This is a genomic window from Bradyrhizobium sp. CAR08 (assembly GCF_052871955.1).
The window spans coordinates 18,151-38,279 of the sequence record NZ_JBIXJX010000002.1 but is presented as its reverse complement, the minus strand read 5'-3'; the positions used below and the strand labels follow the sequence as shown (position 1 = coordinate 38,279).

Annotated in this window: 13 protein-coding genes; 4 read left to right on the top strand and 9 right to left on the bottom strand. The window is 57.6% G+C overall.

What is annotated here, in order from left to right; genetic code table 11:
• Positions 1 to 361: 361 nt before the first annotated feature.
• The 5 genes from ACIPUD_RS03795 to ACIPUD_RS03775 all read right to left on the bottom strand — a co-directional run bounded on the left by ACIPUD_RS03795 (position 362) and on the right by ACIPUD_RS03775 (position 9,200).
• A complete protein-coding gene (locus ACIPUD_RS03795; RefSeq protein WP_247821521.1) occupies positions 362 to 976 on the bottom strand; it encodes a transglutaminase-like cysteine peptidase in 615 nt (204 codons plus the stop codon).
• An 877-nt stretch (positions 977 to 1,853) separates the two neighbouring features.
• Positions 1,854 to 3,167: an HlyD family type I secretion periplasmic adaptor subunit gene (locus ACIPUD_RS03790; RefSeq protein WP_247821520.1), complete on the bottom strand. Its 1,314-nt coding sequence runs from the start codon at positions 3,165 to 3,167 to the stop codon at positions 1,854 to 1,856.
• Positions 3,164 to 4,867 carry a type I secretion system permease/ATPase gene (locus tag ACIPUD_RS03785; RefSeq protein WP_247821519.1) on the bottom strand — a complete coding sequence of 568 codons (1,704 nt, stop codon included), beginning with the start codon at positions 4,865 to 4,867 and terminating at the stop codon, positions 3,164 to 3,166. Before ACIPUD_RS03785 ends, ACIPUD_RS03790 begins: the two co-directional genes overlap by 4 nt.
• Before the next feature lie 323 nt (positions 4,868 to 5,190).
• Positions 5,191 to 7,623 carry an Ig-like domain-containing protein gene (locus tag ACIPUD_RS03780; RefSeq protein ID WP_446480156.1) on the bottom strand — a complete coding sequence of 811 codons (2,433 nt, stop codon included), beginning with the start codon at positions 7,621 to 7,623 and terminating at the stop codon, positions 5,191 to 5,193.
• A 539-nt stretch (positions 7,624 to 8,162) separates the two neighbouring features.
• Entirely contained in the window at positions 8,163 to 9,200 is a 1,038-nt protein-coding gene (locus ACIPUD_RS03775) for a glycosyltransferase family 2 protein (protein ID WP_247821517.1), read from the bottom strand.
• Positions 9,201 to 9,959: 759 nt separating this feature from the next.
• Between ACIPUD_RS03775 and ACIPUD_RS03770 the strand changes: the two genes are divergently transcribed.
• Both ACIPUD_RS03770 and ACIPUD_RS03765 read left to right on the top strand, forming a co-directional pair.
• Entirely contained in the window at positions 9,960 to 10,505 is a 546-nt protein-coding gene (locus tag ACIPUD_RS03770; RefSeq protein ID WP_446480155.1) for a hypothetical protein, read from the top strand.
• 287 nt (positions 10,506 to 10,792) lie between these two features.
• Positions 10,793 to 11,737 (top strand): hypothetical protein, encoded by a 945-nt coding sequence (locus tag ACIPUD_RS03765; protein ID WP_446480154.1) that lies wholly within the window; start codon positions 10,793 to 10,795, stop codon positions 11,735 to 11,737.
• Positions 11,738 to 11,996: 259 nt separating this feature from the next.
• On the opposite strand, the gene ACIPUD_RS03760 is transcribed toward ACIPUD_RS03765, so the two are convergent.
• A complete protein-coding gene (locus tag ACIPUD_RS03760; RefSeq protein ID WP_247821514.1) occupies positions 11,997 to 13,427 on the bottom strand; it encodes an O-antigen ligase family protein in 1,431 nt (476 codons plus the stop codon).
• A 386-nt stretch (positions 13,428 to 13,813) separates the two neighbouring features.
• Here ACIPUD_RS03760 and ACIPUD_RS03755 point away from each other — a divergent pair, with 386 nt between their 5' ends.
• Together ACIPUD_RS03755 and ACIPUD_RS03750 are read left to right on the top strand one after the other, a co-directional pair.
• Positions 13,814 to 15,223, top strand: coding sequence for a nucleotide sugar dehydrogenase (locus ACIPUD_RS03755; protein ID WP_446480153.1), 1,410 nt, complete (start codon positions 13,814 to 13,816; stop codon positions 15,221 to 15,223).
• Positions 15,224 to 15,241: 18 nt separating this feature from the next.
• Positions 15,242 to 16,519: a glycosyltransferase family 4 protein gene (locus ACIPUD_RS03750; protein WP_446480152.1), complete on the top strand. Its 1,278-nt coding sequence runs from the start codon at positions 15,242 to 15,244 to the stop codon at positions 16,517 to 16,519.
• A 197-nt stretch (positions 16,520 to 16,716) separates the two neighbouring features.
• Here the strand turns inward: ACIPUD_RS03750 and ACIPUD_RS03745 are convergent, their stop codons facing one another.
• The 3 genes from ACIPUD_RS03745 to ACIPUD_RS03735 all read right to left on the bottom strand — a co-directional run bounded on the left by ACIPUD_RS03745 (position 16,717) and on the right by ACIPUD_RS03735 (position 19,565).
• Positions 16,717 to 17,442: a polysaccharide deacetylase family protein gene (locus tag ACIPUD_RS03745; protein ID WP_247821511.1), complete on the bottom strand. Its 726-nt coding sequence runs from the start codon at positions 17,440 to 17,442 to the stop codon at positions 16,717 to 16,719.
• Positions 17,439 to 18,605 (bottom strand): glycosyltransferase family 4 protein, encoded by a 1,167-nt coding sequence (locus ACIPUD_RS03740; protein ID WP_247821510.1) that lies wholly within the window; start codon positions 18,603 to 18,605, stop codon positions 17,439 to 17,441. Before ACIPUD_RS03740 ends, ACIPUD_RS03745 begins: the two co-directional genes overlap by 4 nt.
• A gap of 99 nt (positions 18,606 to 18,704) precedes the next feature.
• Entirely contained in the window at positions 18,705 to 19,565 is an 861-nt protein-coding gene (locus ACIPUD_RS03735) for a glycosyltransferase family 2 protein (RefSeq protein WP_446480151.1), read from the bottom strand.
• Between the last annotated feature and the right edge of the window lie 564 nt (positions 19,566 to 20,129).

The following is a 20,129-nucleotide window of genomic DNA, read 5'->3' as shown; positions in this document are numbered from 1 at the left end:
CGGCGCTTAGGACGAAAGACGCCATAAGACAGCCAAATGGAAGCGACTGGGCAGGAGGAAGCCGCCAAAATGCCATCCCGTAGGTCAGTACTGGAAATAGCAAAAGCAGCACGACACACATGGCATACCACACCACCGGATAGTGCCATTGTCCGCGCCGATGAGGTTTTCCTTTGGATCGCGTTTGATTGAGAAAGTCGAAGTGTGGACCCACATCCTTTTCCGACGGTGGAATCAGCCACACCCTTCGCAATCCCTCAGTCTCCACCTCCGTGGATCCCCGGAACTCCATTTGATTCTCCCTAACGCTTTAACTCGTACAAGCGTGCCGCGCCGCAATCTAAATTCATTGATTTCGAGCTCATGCCCCTAGCCGCCCAACCACGGCCCACAGCCCGTCCCTGCCGGGGCTCTGGACCCGAACCCAGCGATAGGGCGTCCGCCACCAAGGCTTGATCTGCGGGGTGAGATTGTCGAGAACCACATCGCCGCTCCTGGTACGCACGAGAAGCACCAAATGGTGCTCTCCGGAGCCGACCACGACTTCGCTCAATAACAGGACCCGCGCCGGCCAGCCCCGCTGAAGCAGCTCGTGGCGCTTGCTGACTGCGTAATCATTGCAATCGCCGCCAGCGGGGTTGATGATCCAGGTCTCGCCAGCGAGTCCGAGCTCGTTGCGAACCGGCGCTATCGCCGAATTGACCGTGCGATTGATTTCCCTCAGGTCCGCCCATCGCTTCTCAATCAACCGCACCGGCCCGCCGCGGAAGAAGCGCCGCGGGCGACACTCGGTCTCATAGCGCTGGCAAAACACCGTGTAGCTGAAGGGCGGAAGCGTCGGGCGCCCCAGCTCGATATGTGCAAGAGCCGCCTGCGGAGCCGTCGGCATGGTCAACAACGCCGCTCGCCCGCACGGAGCGCCTCCTATCATGACAGCTATGGCTGCCGCGACGACTGGCCCGGAGGTTCGTTGCATCTGCCGATCCCCTGCGAACGCCAAGCTGAGGCCCGGATTCACCGCCCAGCGCGGCGGCCCCGGCCGCGGGGACGATTATCTCTCATATTATAATATTTAATACTATTTAGATTTAATTCGACCTGCAAGAATAAATAACAATTAAATTGATGCAAAAGTCGCTCGCAAGGAGTCGTCGCGCCAGCGGCCCTGCCGAGGGAGAGACGGGAAGAATGAACGGAGCGGGAGGTTGATCGGCGCGGGTGTCCCGGTGGAGAGGTCCGTCAAGCGCCGCACGGAACGTGCTTCGCGCATCCAAGGGTCAGGCAACAATTTAGCGCGCCACCATGATTTGTTGATTTAATCATCCACCGAGGTCGTCAAACGGTGCTTCCTCGAGCAGGACAGTGTCATATGCCAGGTGAGCTACTTCATATGCCAGGTGAGCTACTCGTCATCCCTGGGGGCTGAGGCTTCAATACTTGTCTTCGTCGCGGCGATGACCCTGTACGTCAGGCGAATGGACGTCTGAGCGGACGGTCGTTCGAGCGGTCCGTAGCCTTGTCCACGGACAACAGGCATCCGCTGCGGTCGATCCGTCCAAAGCCGCGCGATCTATTGCAGTTGATCAGGAGGTGGGTCGATCTCACCGCGCTCGCCCCACCAAATCTCTTGCGACGACCAGACATTACCAGAACGCCGCGGTCGAGCCTTCAAACCAGACCGCAGGCTCCGTCCTGGCTTGTGACGCGCACTCGTCGGCTAGCCACGCCCGCTGCGGATGCTTCCAGCCGCCCAGCCGTGCCTTCCTTCAGAGGCTAATCGCAACGCTGGCGCCCACGGATAGGGCGCCAGCCCGAATTCGCGCAGTCGAGCCGTACTATCTTCCCGCGAAGAGTCAGCGCTCCTTGAATGCGCGCTCCGCCTGATCCTGCAGCGGCTTGAGCAGGTAGGACAACGCGGTCCGACCTCCCGTCTTGATGAAGACCTCGACGGGCATGCCGGGCAACAGCTTGGCCGACCCGAGTTTCGCCAGCTCTTCCGGCTTCAGCAGAACGCGCCCCGTGTAGTAACTCGTGCCGGCACGCTGATCCTGGGTGATGTCTGCCGAGACCATGCTGACCTCTGCGTCGATTTCCGGCGTGGTCTTCTGGTTGAACGCCGCGAAACGCATTGTCGCGGTCTGCCCCACATAGACCTGGTCGATATCGCGCGGTGCGATCTTGACCTCAACCGCAAGCGAGTCCGCATCGGGCACGATCAGCATGATCTGCTCGCCGGGAGAGATCACACCTCCAACCGTGTGGACGCTCAGCTCGTGGACGCGGCCGGATTGCGGCGCCCGGATATCGACCCGGTTCAGTTGATCGACCGCCGCAGTTTTGCGCTCGCCCAGCTCGGAGAGTTTCGAACGCGTTTCGATCAGATCCTTGCCGACTTCCGTCCGCAGGTCCTGGTCGATCTGAATGATCTGGAGTCCGATTTCGGCGATCTTGCCCTTCGACTGAGCGATCATTCCTGCCAGCTGACTGCGCTCGCCTTCGAGGCGGGCGGAATCACGCTCGAGGGAATTGAGCCGCGTGATCGGCACCAGATTTTTTTGCCAGAGACTGCGCACGCCCTCCAGCTCCTGCCGGATAAATTCGACTTCCTTCTGCTTGGCCTCGGTCTGCCCCGTAAGGCCTTTGATCTCGTTTTCCAGCTGCGCGCTTTTTTCCTGCAACTGCGCTTTTTGGCCGCTCCTCGCCTGACGACGCAGGTCGAACAGCTTTCGCTCCGCGATGATTGCACGGCTCGCCTCGGAGTTGCTCTCCTTGGCCCGGTCGAGCAGCACCTTGGGAAACATGACGTGCTCGGCACCATCGCGCTCGGTCTCGAGACGAGCCTGCCGCGCGAACAGCTCATCGAGGCTGTTGGTGACGATCGTCGCATTCGCGAGCGTCTGGGTCTCGTCGAGGCGGATCAAAATATCCCCTGCGTTGACCCGGTCGCCCTGCCGCACGCGCAGCTCTCCCACGATCCCACCGGTGGAATGCTGAACTTTCTTGACGCTTGAATCCACCACGACCACTCCTTGGGCGATCACCGCGCCCGACAATTGGGTCGTTGTCGCCCAACCGCCGATCCCAAAGGTGACCAGACCGAACATGATCATACCGACGATCATGTAACGCTGGATGGATTGCATTGCCGGAGCCACCTGGCCGTTCATCGGCTGCCTCCTTGAGCTTCCGCCACGACCTTGAGCGCAACGGGATTTCGCAACACTCTGTTGAGAACCTCCTCTCTGTTGCCGAAGGACTGAACCTTGCCTTCCCCGAGGCACAGGACATGGTCCACGGCCTCCAGCGCCTTCGGACGATGCGCGATAACCGCAACAATCCCACCCCGGCGGCGCACGTTCAGGATCGCCTCGGTCAAGGCTTCCTCACCCTCGGCGTCAAGATTGGAAGAGGGCTCATCAAGCACGACCAGAAAAGGCTTGCCGTAAAAGGCCCGCGCGAGCCCGATACGCTGCCGCTGCCCCGCCGACAGCGCTACCCCTCCCTCGCCGATCTTCGTGCTGTAGCCGTCCGGAAGGGAGAGGATGAGATCGTGTGCGCCCGCGGCATGCGAAGCTTCCAGAACTGCGGCGGCCGTTGCCTGCGGATCGAACCGTGCAATGTTCATTGCAATGCTGCCGTCGAACAATTCGACGTCCTGAGGCAGATAACCGATGTGCTTGCCGAGGGCGTCCGAAGACCAGTGATCGAGCGAAGCCTTGTCGAGCCGGATCCTGCCTCGAATGCACGGCCAGACCCCGACCAGCGCACGTGCCAACGTCGATTTGCCGGATCCGCTCGGACCAATGATTCCGACCGCCTGCCCCCTCCGCAGCTGGAACGACACTTCACTGACGGTGGGCCTCTCCGAGTTTGGCGCGCCGATATAGAGCTGCTCGACGGTGAGGGTTTCAACAGGCGCAGGCAATGCCAACCGCTCCTCCTCCTCAGGCAGAAGCTTCAGCAGGCGATCGACTCGCTGCCCCGATTGCCGCGCGGCGACGAACCCTTTCCAGTTCGCAATGGCCAATTCAACGGGCGCCAGGGCCCGCGCGGTGAGGATCGATCCGGCAATGATGATGCCGGCCGTCGATTCCTGGTTGATGACGAGAACGGCGCCAACGGCGAGGACCAGCGATTGCAAGATCGCCCGAAAAATCTTGGAGGCGCCACCGAGTCCGTTTGCGACATCGCTGGCCCGCTCATGGGCTGCGAGGTATTTCGCGTTAACATCCCGCCAGCGCAAGGCCGCCTGTTGCCGCATGCCCATGGCGTGCAGGACTTCGGCATTTCGTCGCCCCTCGAGCGCCAGTGCGGTCCGCGAAACTGCGAGACGCGAGGTCGCCTTTGCCGGCCCTCGGGTGCGCGTTTCCGTGAGCATCGTAATGACGACTAGGACCAGTGCGCCGGCCAGCGCAGTGACGCCAATCCAGAAGTGAAAGAGAAAGCAGACGCCGAGATAGATCGGCATCCAGGGCAGATCGAAGAGCGCCGTCGGCCCTCCGCTCGACAGGAAGCTGCGGATTTGATCAAGGTCCCGCACCGGCTGCAAGCCATCGCCGTCGGCTCTGGTCTTCAAAGGCAGGCGAACAAGCGCGTCGAATATGCGAACGCTGAGCCTTTCATCGAAATACCGGCCGACCCGGGCGCTGATCCTGCTCCTGACGAGGTCGAGCCCACCCTGGAACAGGTAAAGAACGGTGGCCAGAACCATCAAGGCCATCAGCGTCGGTATGCTGCGCCCGGGCAGAACCCGATCATAGACTTGCAGCATGAAGAACGAGCCGGTGAGCATGAGAAGATTGCTCATCCCGCTGAAGGCCGCGAGAGCCCAGAAAATCCGGCGGCAAGACCGCAGGAAAGCGGACATCTCTGACTGCGGCTCGTCATAATCCTTCGCCGACCGGGATCGATCAGCGAATATCCGTTGCCGCAGGACTTCGACCGAGCGCTTTGCCCAGCCGATCAGTCGCGGCGTCCGCAGTTCGGCGTCATCCGCCGACTGTCCTCCGCCAGCCCATAGTCCTGATATGTGCAGAAGTGGAATGCGAAAAAGATTCGCAGGCGGGGGGATCACCCCCCGCCGTCTAAAGTCCATCATGGCAGCCGCCCTTGAGTCATGCCTTGTCGGGGGATCCCCCAAGAGATCCCTCGAGGCCGTTGTTGAGTACTTTCTGTGTGGTTACGCAGTCCCTACGCGAAGTGGAAGTCGTGGCTGGTCAAACCATCCAGCTTGGTGTTCTTCAGCGTGAGCGTGTCGCTCCCCGTCGCGATCACGACGTCGCCGCCTGACTGGGCCGCATGGGAGAGAACGCTCGCGAAACTGTCGAACACGGTCTTGCTGAACTCGACCGTGTCGTGTGCAGGTCCGCCGGCAACGAAGCCCTTGATGACGTCGTTGCCGAAATTCGCGGCAAACGAGAAAGTGTCGGCCTTGCTGGTGCCAACGAAGAGATCATTGCCTGATGTGCTCGTCTGTGTGTTGCTGCCTGTCGAGCTCGAAGTAGCAACGACCTGACTGTTGCTCGTGGAGGACGTAGCTACGCTGGAAGCACCGATCTGCCCGTCACCATTGAGATCCTGGTGAAAGCTCGTCTCGAGCGATTTAAGTCCGGAGTTCGTACCCGACACGGAGCCGCCGGACGTGGAGCCGGTCAGGCTGCTGACATGAGAAACGTAGTTGCCGTTGCTATCGGTGTTCCACGCCGTGTACTGACCCGTGCTCGTCTCTTTCCAGACGACCTGATAGCCCGTCGCAGTCTTCTCCGCACCAATCGGCGCCCAGTTGCCGTCTGACCCGTCGACAAACTCCACGCCGTGATACTTCAGCGACGGGCCCGTCCCGGTGCTGCTGTTGAGGTAGTATTTGTCGCTGCTCTCAACGAGACGTGTTGCACCAGCCGACTCGATTACCGTGCCAGCAGTTGGCGGTGGCGACGTCGGTGAGGTCGGTGTGGTCGGTGTGGTCGAACTGGTAGCACCGATCTGCCCGTCACCGTTCAGATCCTGATGGAAGGTCGTCTCGAGCGACTTAAGGCCCGAGTTCGTACCGGACACCGAGCCGCCCGACGTGGAGCCGGTCAGGCTGCTGACATGGGAGACGTAGTTGCCGTTGCTGTCGGTGTTCCACGCCGTGTACTGACCCGTGCTCGCCTCTTTCCAGACAACCTCATAGCCCGTGGTCGTCTTCTCCGCACCAATCGGCGCCCAGGTGCCATCTGACCCGTCGACAAAATCCACACCGTGAGACTTCAGGGACGGGCCCGTCCCGGTGCTGGTGTTGAGGTAGTATTTGTCACCACTCTCCACGAGACGTGTCGCACCGGCCGACTCGATCACCGTGCCAGCAGTTGGCGACGTCGGCGTGGTGGGGGACGTCGGTGTGGTGGGGGAAGTCGAGGTACCGATGCTGGCCGTAACCACGGCGGACGCCACACTGGTATTACCCGCCACGTCCATTGCCTTTGAGGTGAGGCTGTGCGAACCGGCCGCAAGAGCGGCGGTGGTATAGGCCCAAACGCCGCTGCTGTTGGTCGTCGCGGTCCCGATCTGGGTCGTGCCGTCGAACACCTTTACGACGCTGCTCGCTTCGGCATTGCCCGACATCACCGCCTGATTGGCGCTGTTCACCGTATGGCTGACAATTGTCGGCGCCGTCGGCGCTTTAGTGTCGACGGTGACTGCCAGCGCAGACGATGCCGCGCTGGTCTCCCCCGACGAATTGGTTGCCGTTGCGGTGAGCGTATGCTTGGCGTCAGTCAGGACCTTTGTGATATAGTCCCAATTGCCGCTCGAGTTCGCAGTCGTCGAACCGATCTGGGTCGTACCGTCGTAGATCTTGACAGTGCTCCCGGCAGCAGCGGCACCCTTGAGCTCGATGGTATTGTCGTTGGTGATCTTGTCGCCTGCGGTGCCGCTGTCGGTCGAGAACGACGCGATAGTGGGCGCACCCGGCGCGGTCGGCGTCGCCGGTGCGGTGGGCGCAGTCGACCCTTCCACCGGTAGAGGGGGGGCGATGAGACCACCCGGGACGAGTTGACCATTCACGATAGTTGCGGAGCGTACATTGTCCCACTCCGTGATGTGGATCTTCGCATTGACCTGCTGAAAGAGAAAGTCGTCGCCGCTAAATGGGCCTACAAAATACACGTCCTTGAGGGCCACGTAGCAATCGTCTGCATCCGCCGCAATACGCAGGCCAAACGGGCCACCCTCGAACACGACATTATTGAAAGTGAACGTTCCGCTGTAACCGTCTGCAACCCACACCCCAGCGGTTGCGTTACTGTCGTGTGAGACGATCGTCGAATTTGTGATCGTCAAACTTCCGGTGGCGCCGGGGGAATAGGCCTGAATACCGTCGGCGTGATCGCCCGATATTCCCGTAGTTTCAATGTACGAATTGTTGATTTTTATATCCCCGCCCCCCGCAATGCGCACACCTTCTCTTGAATTAATTCGAACCTCGTCGAGGGTGAACGAGCCGCTGCCCATGACGGACGCAACAGAGCCGGTGTCGGTAATGCTCGTGTTCGAAAGCGTTCCGCCATTTTGCAGAGTGACTGCCTGCGAAGTCGTATTGCTGCTAAACATCGGGTCATTCCAGCTCAGAGGAATGGCTGCCATTCAATTTTCTCCTGATAGCTTCGATTGGTTGTTGATAGCTTCGAATGGTTGTCCGTGGCACGCGCCCAATTTAACTTTTTCCGAGCGGCGATACCCCAAGTGCGACTCTGCTAGCGCAGCGCCGTTCGGTTCGTCTTCACGATGGGTGGAGGCTTTTTTGCGACGACACGACGGCCCACCCAAGGTAATTCCCAGCTAACCCAGCCAAAATCGCACCGCCCACGAATTCAATACATCCGAGATTCTTTAATTAACTCAAGCATCAAGTCGGCGTTCAACAGCTACGCCAATAACATCAACCTATACCTAGGAATACTGGACCGACGATCTGCCGTTCGACAAAACCCTATTGGAGGTCAACGGGTCCCGAAAACAAATTAATAATATTGGGACGACAATCCCATCGAACCAACCAAAATATAATCGATGAACCAAACGCAATTTTCAATATTGCCGAGTAGTCGACTCGCCGGACCCCACCGCCGGTAGGGCAAAAATCTGCTGCGTGCGTTGGGACCTCGGCGGGATCGGCGCCCCGATCAACCGAGCTCTTGCGCGCCGGGCACCGCATCCGGCCGCCCTGTCTTGCCTTTTGCGCCGTCCAGCAAACCCACGAAAGCAACTCTTGCGGCCGGCACAGAGCCTTTGACCATATATCGTGCTGCGAACAACACTCCGACTCCGAAATGGCAGATCCAGCGCCATCCTGCAAAGCGCCGCGCATAGAGAATTCCGTTACGGGCAGACAGATAAATCGAGAGATGCGAGCGTTTCTCGGGAGCAACGGCAGATCCGATGGTCGTTCCGCCAATGTGGCGAATGATCGCTTTGCTCGCGAAGCCGATGCGGTGCTTTCCGCGCCGCCGCCCCCAATCCAGATCTTCCATATAAAGGAAATAGTCCTCAGCCATGAGACCGACGTCTTCGACGAACGCTCGCGTTGCCAGAACACACGCTCCGCTTACCGCATCGATCCGACCAAGATCTTCGACGGAGGGGGCACTACCAATTGGCGCATTCCTTCCTACGGCAACAACGCGGCCTGTCGTTCGAGACCAATGCAGTCCGTAGTTGATGATCTTGTCGGGGGCATCGTGAAAGACCAGGCTTCCGCCCACCATGCCAAATCCCTCAGCAGACTTGGCAATCAATTCGGACAGACCGCGGCTATCCACTTCGGTATCGGGGTTCAGGATTAGCACTGAACTCCAACCGGGGACACCGCGCAACGGCTCAAGCCACGCGTTTACGCCGCCCCCGTAACCGAGGTTCTCAATTGCGAGCCCAACTCGGACAGCATTCGTGCGATCCTGAAATCGGCATTTTGCCACTGCGGCCAATCGCTTCCGTGGCTGGTCAAGAGTATCCGGCGCATCCGATGCTCCTTGCAATGTTCGGTCCGGTCCCACGAGCGCCGCCAGCAATCTCCGGTAGGCTGCCTCCCCGCCATTTTCGCAAATGAAGACCTCAAAATGATCCCAATCCGAACGAGCAAGCGACTTCAAGCAACGATCGACATCGGCGACATTGCAGTATGAGACAATTATGATGGCAATCTTGGAGCTGATGGTCGACATGGCTCAAACCGCCTTTTCATTTTCTGTCGATGCTGACGGACGACCATTGCCCACTTGGCAGCTTGCACATGCTCGAACGCTGCTTCCGAACAAAAGCCCGTCCCAGAGGAGATGCTGAGATCCACAACGTGCAACCGGGCAAGAGAATGGACCCCTTTGCAGAAAGAAAAGCGATCTGCTCACGCGCCTGCCTGTCGTTGATCGCCACCAGCCCTGAGACGCAGGACTCCTGCGGATCACAACCAAGGACATCGGCCCGACGCTCCGGCAAAGAGGCGCCGGCGCCCCGGCAATGGATGCAGTGAAAGAGAAAAGTATCGCACCGACGAGTTTGACAGAGTCATTATTCATGCTTTGATTTTCGATCAGAAAATGCGAGAGTACGACTAATTCAAGATTGGTGCAGTTATGCACACACGTCAAATGGGAACAGCCTAGAACAACAGCCAGCTTCCAGATTATTCTTGGGCGTGAGCATCAATGAATCGCAGCTTCTGCTCTGGTTCGATCGAAGGCTGCGTGCCTAGTAATTGGCCACATAATCATCTTGTTTCGGCCATGGAGAACCGCAATTCTCGAACAGCACACTTGTTACAGCGAATTCTAGTTCTGACAGGGGCGCGCGCCGCTTCACCTAACAATGTCGTCTACTAGCGTTCATCGGACTGAGTACGCGCAATGTCATCCAGTGGAACGATGTCAGGAAACTCAACAGGACTCCAGTCCCAAGCGCGCCAGTACGGCGCCGCAGATGTGGAAGTGAAAGACGACTATCTGAACAAGTCCGAGCAAGAGCAGATATATGAGTTCTTGCAGGGCCCGGGCTGGGTTTACGGCGCGCGTTCACATATGGGCAACGACGCTAGCCGTTACTGGTTCAAGCACTTTGCCGGGTTCTGGAAAGTGCCGACTGCGGGGCTTGAGCGACATGCGCAGACCGAGCAGGAACTGAGCCAATATCCACTGGTTGAGGCAATGTGGCAGAAAGTGCGCGGGTCGTCGCGGCTGGTGCGCTGCTATGCCAACGGTTATCCATTCGGTGCCGAAGGCGGCGTGCACAAGGATTCGATGTCGGCCGAGCACTATACGCTGCTGTATTACCCACATCCGCATTGGAACCCGGACTGGGCGGGCGAGACGCTGTTCTTCAATGAAAATGGGGATGATCTGCTGTGCGCAGTATACCCCAAGGCGAATCGACTTGTGAGATTTCCCGGTTCTATCCCGCACGTGGCGCGAGGCATCTCGCGCCTGTGCCCGCTCTTGCGCATCACGCTGATGTTCAAAGTCTCATCGGCGAACTAGCCGATCATTGCAAAAGAGAACTGGGTCGCCGCAACCGGCGACTCCTTGAGTACCGCTCGGGCCCAAGATCAACTCGCTCCCCGAACGTCGGAGTTTGACGCACCTCCATGATACCGAGATCAGGCTCTCGATAGCGGCGTTTATGAGCTATTTTGTGATAGCGCGCGGCATGCCCCCGCAAGCAGCCTGCATGCGGCGTTCCTCAAACCAACGGAGAATCTTCCCGAAGCGTTGCGCTGGTTCGGATGGGCAGAGATTCGGCAGAAGTTCGCTTTAGGAGAGCTTCCATGCGCTACCTCATAACCTTGACCCTGTTGCTGGTAGGGGCCGTTATTGTCCAGCCGACCGTTTCCTCGACGCGAGTCGAAACTGCGAAATTGACGTGCCTTGATCCCGGGGGCGCATTACTCTCGAGCGCCCCCCATGCTAATGGCGTGCGGGAGACCTGCAGAAGCGGCGCCTTAGCGACGCCAGGCAAAGAGTTCGAGATTCACCCCGGCAGCTATCGCACCACAGCAACGGGTCGTGTGACGGTCGTTCCTGCCGCGATGCCCGATCCCACGCCTAATCCGGAGAACTCGGCCGGCGTTCCGTTGAGCTTCAATGATCCCGTCTATGCAAACGTTACGAGCGGCACGAGTCGTATCGCATTGTCGCCGGAATCGTCCCTAACCGACTTGTCAATCGTTGAGAACTCGGGGGAGCCGACGATCACCTGCGGCGGCTCCTGTAGCCTCACGCGGGTTCGCATTCAGTCACGAGAAGGGGTTCGGTGCATCAGCGGCAATATTAATCTGACTTGGGTCTATATCGCGGCAACGGGAGTCGGCGACGATCACGCGGATGGCTTGCAGTGCTATGCGCCAGACTCCACGGGCACCGTCACAGTCAAGAACTCGACGTTCAAGCTGGCTGGAGCCTCGACGGCGGGTTACTGGTCGGCCGATAACTGGCGAGGCTCACACGTCTTCGAGAACGTGCTGTTCGAGGGTGGCAATCATGGCCTCCGTATCCCGGCAGACGGCGGCTCCTCGGTGAGCCTGAAGAATGTCTATTTCGTGCATGGCTCCTTCCGCTATGGCGCGTTCCTGTTCGACGTGGTCAAAGGGCGGCGCATCAACATCGTGCAATGGGAGAACGTCCGCTGGGCGGGATGGCATGGCGACAAACTCGTCCTTGGAGAGCTCATACCGCGGCCGTCTGCAATGCCCCGCCTGCCCGCAAACCCCTGACAGGCCTGCAGTGTACTTTAAACTATCTGTGTTGAAACGTTGAAACCGACCCATTGTGCAGAGCCCCGCGAGGCCCCTCGGAGATGGCCCATGGCTTTCTGCTCGGCTGCGGGTAGGCCAGAACGAGCTTCCGCTGGATTCACCCCGTGAGGCAAGGGCCCTGCTTCGCAATTACTCTACGAGATTCGTCAAATCGATTTTTCACATCGCCACATAGGTCGGAACGGCTACGGTGGCGAAAACGCCCGTCAAGTGTTCCTTATGAGCGACGTCGATTCGTAGTCACGCAACCACGCCAGCCGGCCGGACCGTGCGGTTCATTGCGAGGCGCTTCCGATCCTCGCCACAAGCCGTGCGATGAAAGTGAGTGAGCGTTGTGAGCGGCGGACTGGGCGGGAGGGTCCCAGTTACCCTGCTCAAACATCCACATGCCGCTACCGAGCAGGAAAATGAGCAGGACATAAGGAGCATCCCACAAGTGGACGGTGCAACTGGCGAGGGCTAGTCCACAAAGGGCGATAATGAGACCCTTTCGGCATTGCGCCGCCTGGAATGACAGATTTCTGATCCGTCCCAGTCCAAAGCAAACCGAAAGAAATCCGCCAGCGAGGAACAAAAGGCCGGGGATACCGTAGCGCACGGCAGTGACCAACCAGAAATTATCTATGCTGCCGCCCAGCCACTCGGGACGTTCCCAATCACCGAAGCCAATTCCAAAGATCGGGTGCTCCATCACTGATCGCGTCGCGTAGTTCCAGATATGCACACGCATGTAGGAATTGTCCGCGTTAAAGGTCAGGTACGAAATAAAGATAGTGAAAGGGCTGCGATTCGAGTTCAAATCCACGACAAAATAGGCAGCAATTACAAGCGTGCCCAATATTCCCCAACGTCGCGCCACGCTAGCTGTGATCTTGTCCCAAACGATCAAGATGGCCTGAACGGCAACGGATAGAAGAGCACCGGCGGAAAGGGAGGAGAATACCGCTATTGCCACCAAACCCGTTGCTAATCGTCCTCCCCGGCGCGCGAGGCCAAATACATAAAAGCTCAAGGCGAATACACTTGAGCAAACGACACCAAATAAAATGAAGTGTTCGAACGGGCCCTGAGCTCGTCTAAGCCCGAACCTTGGTTCACTGCCAGCGATACCGTAAACGGAAAACACCTTGCCGAACAATTCAATCAAGATCGGCGAGCCGGTGACATTCTCATAGAGGGCGAATGGCAGAAGAATAAGAACCATAAGCACCAAAGAACCCACCATGCGCTGGAACGCGAAGACATCCCGAATGAATCGCCTTGCAAAAAGGAATGTTCCTAATGTCTCTATGACGAATATCCCTCCAGATTGCAGACCTTGGTCAATGCCGTGCACGCTCACCAATATAACCGCACCCCATATCGCCGCCAAAAGCATCCAGATATCCGGCAGCCGTATGCGCCCGACCGAACCAGATAACCACGCCATCAAACACGGAATGAAGGTCAGTACCAGCACCAGCCGGTAGGGCGACAAGCGTGTCGGGCCGAGATAGAAATGCATCGGCATAGCCAAGGCGAAAACGAAGATAGGAATGAGTGGGGAGATCTTGGGGATCCGCCTCGGCCGCGCCGCCGCGGCTTGCCCGCCCGCGAAAGCCAGCGAGTCCATAACATCACGCGACTCACTCGTTGCAAGGCGTTCCATCCGATCCATCCGCTAGGCAGGAGGCGCGATACCGCAAGGTAAAGATGTGACGCCCAGAGCATCGCCACATTTAATTTTATTATTAATAGGGAACACCCCGGGAGACAAGAGCCCTACCCGCCCATGTGTTTTAATTAACCATAATCGACCCTGACGCACTGATTAAAACAACTTTTGGGAGCCAACCGCAGAACTGCCAGTTCCAGCGAAGCCCGGGGTCAAGCGCCCCGGAGCCATCGCCAAAGGCCGACACCGGGCTTCTAGCTGCCCAGGAAGCCACCCGCATTTAAATTCATCATTCAATTACTATTGATATTCTAATTATGTCAAATATAATAACCATCAATTAATCCAACGTCTCGCATTTAAATTTCGAGAGATCATCCATGGACACGTACGTTGACAGTCGGTCCCGCGAGGCGTGGAACAACCCCACTTTAGCAAAGAAGGGAGAGGCTCGCCTGGACGCCGCTGGCAAGTTCAGGATTAGTGTCTTCGGGATAGGTTATGTCGGCATAGTTTCTGCCGCCTGTCTCGCACGAGACGGACACGACGTGGTGGCGGTCGATGTCAATCAAGACAAGGTCAATCTTCTGAACCGCGGGCTGCCGCCTATCGTCGAGCCGAAGCTCGCCGAACGTATCCGCTCTGTAGTCCGCGCCGGTCGCCTGAAGGCAACCACCGATTCTTTGGCCGCCGTCTCGTCGACGGACATTTCATTGGTCTGTGTCGGAACACCCTCGCAGGATAACGGCTCCCTGGAAACATCATTCGTGAGCCGGGTAGCGCAGGAGATCGGAGAAAGTATCCGCAATACTACTAACTTTCATTCCGTTGTAATGCGCTCAACGATGCTGCCAGGCACGATGGAGAATATCGTCATACCTATTCTGGAGCGGACGTCTGGCAAAAGAGCCTGTCAAGATTTCGGGGTCGCCTATCTTCCCGAATTCCTGCGAGAAGGAACGGCTATCGCCGACCACGATGATCCAGGAACTATTGTAATCGGCGTAGACAACGATCCTTTAACGCTACGGCGGCTCCTGAAACTTCACGCACACTTTTCGGCAAAGCCTTGCATCCTTTCAATTCGCGGTGCAGAGGCCGTCAAATATGCAAACAACGCCTGGCATGCGACGAAAATCAGCTTCGCGAATGAAATGGGATTGCTTTGCAAGGCCATGGGAGTCGACAGCCACCAAGTCATGAACGTCCTGGTCGCTGACAAGAAGCTGAATATCTCCCCGGCATACCTCAAACCAGGGTTTGCATTTGGCGGGTCCTGCTTGCCAAAGGACATCAGCGCTTTGCGCTACGCCGGAAGAAATGCCGATATCGACACGCCATTGCTAGATGCCGTGTTGCAGGCGAATGAGAACCAAATTCAAAGCGCCTTCCGACTTATTACTGCGACCGGGAAGCGGCGTGTTGGACTCATCGGACTGAGCTTCAAGCCGGACACCGACGATCTGCGCTACAGTCCGATGCTCGAGATTGCCGAAAGATTGATTGGTCGCGGTTATCAGCTCGCGATCTATGATTCGAACGTTCGCCTATCCCGACTCACGGGGGTCAACAGGGATCACCTGACGAGTCGCCTGCCGCACATTGCCTGTTTGCTTCGAGAAAAAATGAGCGATCTCGCCTCCTTTGCCGAGGTCCTCGTTGTGGGAAACCGCAAGGAGTTCCTAAAGAACTCATCGATTTTGAAGGGGCATGATAAAATTATCATCGATCTCGTACGCATCGCGCCGGAAAGGCAGACGGGAAGCGACTATCGCGGTATATGTTGGTAAGTCGCGGGGATGGCGATCATGCCGTTGACATCGGTAGTTGACGCCACGCGCAGCATGCGCCCCCGAAAAATCTTGATCATTGTTGAAAATCTCCCCGTTCCGTTCGATCGCCGAGTCTGGGCGGAGGCGCAATCATTGCAGAGAGCCGGATACGAAGTGACGGTGATCTGTCCCCGCGGTCCGTTCGCAGAAGCTCCGTTCGAATCGATTGACGGCATCGAAGTTTATCGCCATCCGCAGCCAATCGAAGCCAATGGCAAGCTTGGCTACATCGCCGAATACAGCAGCGCGCTATGGTGGGAATTCGCCTATTCGCTCAAGGTGTTTTGGCGGCGAGGTTTTGACGTGATTCACGCCTGCAATCCGCCGGATCTCATTTTTCTGGTTGGGGCGTTCTACAAGTACGTATTCGGCAAGAAGTTCGTGTTTGATCATCACGATTTGAATCCCGAGCTATTCGAGGCGAAATTTGGACGTCGCGGACTGGTCTGGAAGGCGCTTGTCCTTCTCGAGCGAATGACTTTCAGCGTGGCTGACGTATCAATCGCCACCAACAAGTCTTACGCCGACGTCGCCATCCAGCGCGGAGGGATGAAGCCCGATCGCGTATTTGTTGTCCGCTCCGGGCCAAACCTCGCGCGCGTGCGTGAGCTCGCTCCTGACAACACGTGGCGCAATGGCCGGTCGCATCTGGTCGCCTATGTCGGTGTGATCGGAGAGCAGGAAGGCATTGACCTCCTGCTAGAGGCGGTTCGGCACATCACATCCGCATGCCGACGCAACGATATCCAGTTCGTCATCATGGGCGCGGGACCAAGCCTGGACAAGCTCAAAGAGACCTGTGCGCGGATGCAACTTTCGGAATTTGTCACCTTCACCGGCAGGATCGACGACACGACGCTTTTCAAGGTACTCTCGACTGCAGATGTCTGCGTCAATCCAGATCGCCCCAACGCGATGAACGACATGTCGACCATGAACAAGGTCATGGAGTACATGGCGCTCGGCAAGCCGATCGTGCAGTTCGACCTAGCCGAGGGACGGGTATCCGCACTGTCCGCTTCTCTCTACGCGCGCAACACCGACACGACTGATTTCGGTGACAAGATCCTCGAACTCATCAATGACCCATTGCGGCGGCGCGATATGGGCTTGTACGGACGCAATCGTGTACGCGACGAGCTGTCCTGGGAGCATGAAGAACCAAACTTGATGGCGGCCTACGACGCTGTTTTCAACAGAGCCTCTCCGGCGCGAAACGATCACGATTCCGCGTCCCGATTCTCGCCAAGCTAATGGTCCCGCGGTTTCAGGTTTGAAAACGATCGGCTTCCCCGCCAAAATGTCAAAAGATAGCAAGGAGCTTCCGAGCCTCCAACCGGCAACGTCAACATCTGCTGCCGCGGGTCCCACGTTCGGATTACACCGTGACGACATTTTGACTGGTACCGACACTGAGAACACTCGTCTATCAAGTGTCTACCAGTATCACGCTATCGATAGCGCCAGCGCATCAATCGGCGATAGATTCCCAGCTTTGTGCTGACCCTCCAGGCAATGCCACGCATCGCAGCCGGATCAAGCAAGTGCCGTCGCATGTACTCCGCATCCATGTTGTTCGTCAGACAAAGGCGGGAATAGAGAAAGGATTCGAATCCGCGATGATACCCAAGCTGGATTGTAAAGAGGTGCGTATAGCCAGCCCCCAAAGCCGCCTCCCAAACCCGTCGGGAAAAGCGCCCGTATGGAAACGCAAAAAGAGTGACCTCTTGCCCGAGGCGATCCTCCAGCATTGACTTCGAAACCACAAGCTCGCGCTCGAGTTCGACATCCGAAACAATGGTCAAATCGACGTGCCCCATGCCATGTGAGCCAATCGCGATACCAGCCCTGCCAAGCTCCTGAATCATCTCCCAGCTCATACGCCCCCGTGTCCCTACAAAATCCACTGGAATAAAGGACACGAAGCCCGGAATTCGACCGGTCTTCAAGTAGCGAGCATAGGCAAGTGTGTAGTCCGAAAGAAATCCATCGTCGAAAGTGAGGAGGACCGCGCCGGTGGCGCTGGCTTTGGGACCGGTGCAATGCTCCAGAAAACTCTGAGGCGAGATCAGTCTGTCCCCGCAAAGTGCAAGATGCGCGTCGAATGCGTCTTGGGTCAGGCACCACGCATTCGAAGGCGAGGCTTCCACCAATTCGTGATAGTTCAGAACAATCATAGAGTTCGCATCAGATCTGAGACTCGCCGTCCCCAGGTCTGCCAGTTCAGTCGAGCCTCGAAGGCGTCACGGCTCGATCGTCTCAGGCGCGCCAGCCGGTCCGGGTTCGCAAAAATCTCGAAGATGACCGTCGCATAGTCCGTCTTCGTGGCATTCGGCGGCAACAAGATGCCGGTCTCGCCGTCGCGGATAGCGCAGGGGACGCCACCAGTGGCCGGCGCAATGCTCGGTACCGCATGGGCTGCAGCTTCACAGAACACGATGCCGTAGCAATCTGCCCGGGTTGGCAGCAGAAAGAAATCCGCGTCGCGATAGAGTTGATCCAGTCGTTTGCGCTGTTCGCGATCATTCTTGTCGAGATAGGGGATGATCGTCAAACCATCTCGAGTGAGCGGTTTACGCGGAGTACATCCGCAAATCACGAGTTCCGCCTCTACGCCCCTGTTTCTCAACTCAGCGAGGGTTCGGACCGCGATGTCCGCGCCCTTCTCCACCCAGTTGGCACCTATGAAGAGGAGCCGACAGGGACCAGGTTTGCGGCCTGCAAGCACGGAGGCGCGATACGGCGTTTCATCAAGGTTGGCCCCCCACGGAATGACATGCACACGGGCACGGTCGGCACCGTAATCCCTAATGGCGGATTGGGCTGCCCATTCCGACGGGTAGAGGAGCAGATTAGCGCGCGCGATCGTGTTGCGTTCCAAGCGTTCAGCGATGTCCCTGGCAGCGCGCGACAAGTTTCGATAGTTCGGATGGTAGTTCTCAACGAGCCGAAAGGTCGCGTCGGAAGCATAGACGAGCGGAATGCCCTCGGGCACGCTCCAAGCAAAAGTGGATCCGGCGGGCGCGAAGACGACATCGGGCGCGGCCGCGCGGATCTTGCGCTCTGAGTCAGCTGCATACTGAGCGACTACTGACCCCGCATGGAATGGAGAAAGGCCGCGACTGCGAAAAACACGGCGAACTCTGGAATACGCCTTGTATAGAGGCAGAATCGGTGCGTTTAGGGGACCGATATGGACCACCTCATGACCTTCATCTGCTAGCGATTTCGACATGTGAAACGGAGTGCCGGACCAAAACTTAACGTCGCGCGAATCGCCGATCGTGGCGAAAGCAATCCGCCGCGCTACCTGGTTGCCGGCGACGTGGCTCTGAGTCATTTTATTCCCTTACGGACACAGCAATCGACTGATGTACAAAGAGCGACAAGGTGGCCCCTGTCGGAAGGATGCCTCACCGCATCGATTTAAGCACAGGAGTCATGAGTGCGAACCGGCGGGTAACGTCCGACGTGAAGTGTCATCTCGTTGCCACACGGCACCTTTGACACCAGAAAGAATTACCGCTCTAAATCGAGCAAGAATATTGACATAGCAATAGATCAATAATCCCGGCCACAGGCGAAAGTCCCTAAATAATTGCATGAGCGTTCGATCGTTGGTTTCGCTCCTGTTCACGGAAAGGTCGGGAAAGCGACGAGCGATTTCAAAAATCCCCGCATAGGCGCGACTTCTGACAGAGATAAGCTTCGGGATTGTGCGCGCGGGAAACACCATCGCTTTGACGGAAGTGAGCGTCTCGCGTTCTTCCGCTTTAAAATGAAGGCGAACATAGATGTCATCAGCAATGACGTCTGGAAACTGGCCGAACCGCCTGCGCCCCGCCTCAGATAAGGCGTAGACGCCGGAACCGCCGATTCCCTCGCGCGAGGAAGGCAGCAGCAATCGAATTGCGTAGTATTTGCGGACCAACAAGGAACAGCCCGCCAGGTTGATATCGGCCGTGGGTGCTACCGCCAAAACATCGCCCTGCTCAAGGCGCTTTGCCAAAGCTCGAATGGCGTCGGCTGTAATAACGATATCGGCATCAGCATAAATCCGCGGAAACGCGGCCGAGATTTGATCGCCGACGTTTAGGGCGTCCGTTTTCCCTGCGATATCCGTTTCGATAACATGGACAGTCGACCCGAAGCACCGAGCGACATTCGCAGTGTCGTCTGTACACCCGTTACAAACAACGACGACGCCGATCTCGTCCGAAGCCGGGGTGCTGACCCATTGGCTCAACGTCCGTGCAATTACAGAACTCTCGTTGTGGGCGGGGACGACAATCGAAATCATTGATGGCCCGGTCGGAATGGATCAGGTCTCGGACTTTTCGAGGCTGCGATAGGTTCAGCTAACCTCATGGCGCCTTCCCCTCGCTCGGCCCTGAGAACCGGCGCGACGGGATAACTCCATGAGTGCACGTGCAGCCGCCAACTGGTATTATTTAAATCGACCGCGGCTTTAAATCAATCATAAAAATGGCCATACGCGCACATGTTAATAGTCACCCTTAGCCGGTCGCGGTCCTGGAGCCCGGGACGCAAGACTCCGGCAGCCTTACGGCAATCACGTCCACGAGATTCGGGTTAACCGACGAAATCCCTGAAAGCCTGCCGCTTGGCATAACGTGAAATAGACGGAGGATTAACCAAAGCGGCATTATATCGCTCAAAAAATAAAATCATTTAAATGTAGCTTTCGTACTTGGGTCGCAGTACAATTAAATGATGTCGATTTTGACGAGCTACAGGAAGTGCCTATGGATACCTGCACTTTTTGCGATTTGGATGCTCTATCAATAGGCGGACGACCGATCGTCGTTCCTCTGAGCGACCCAGCCGCGCGCGCATGCAAAGC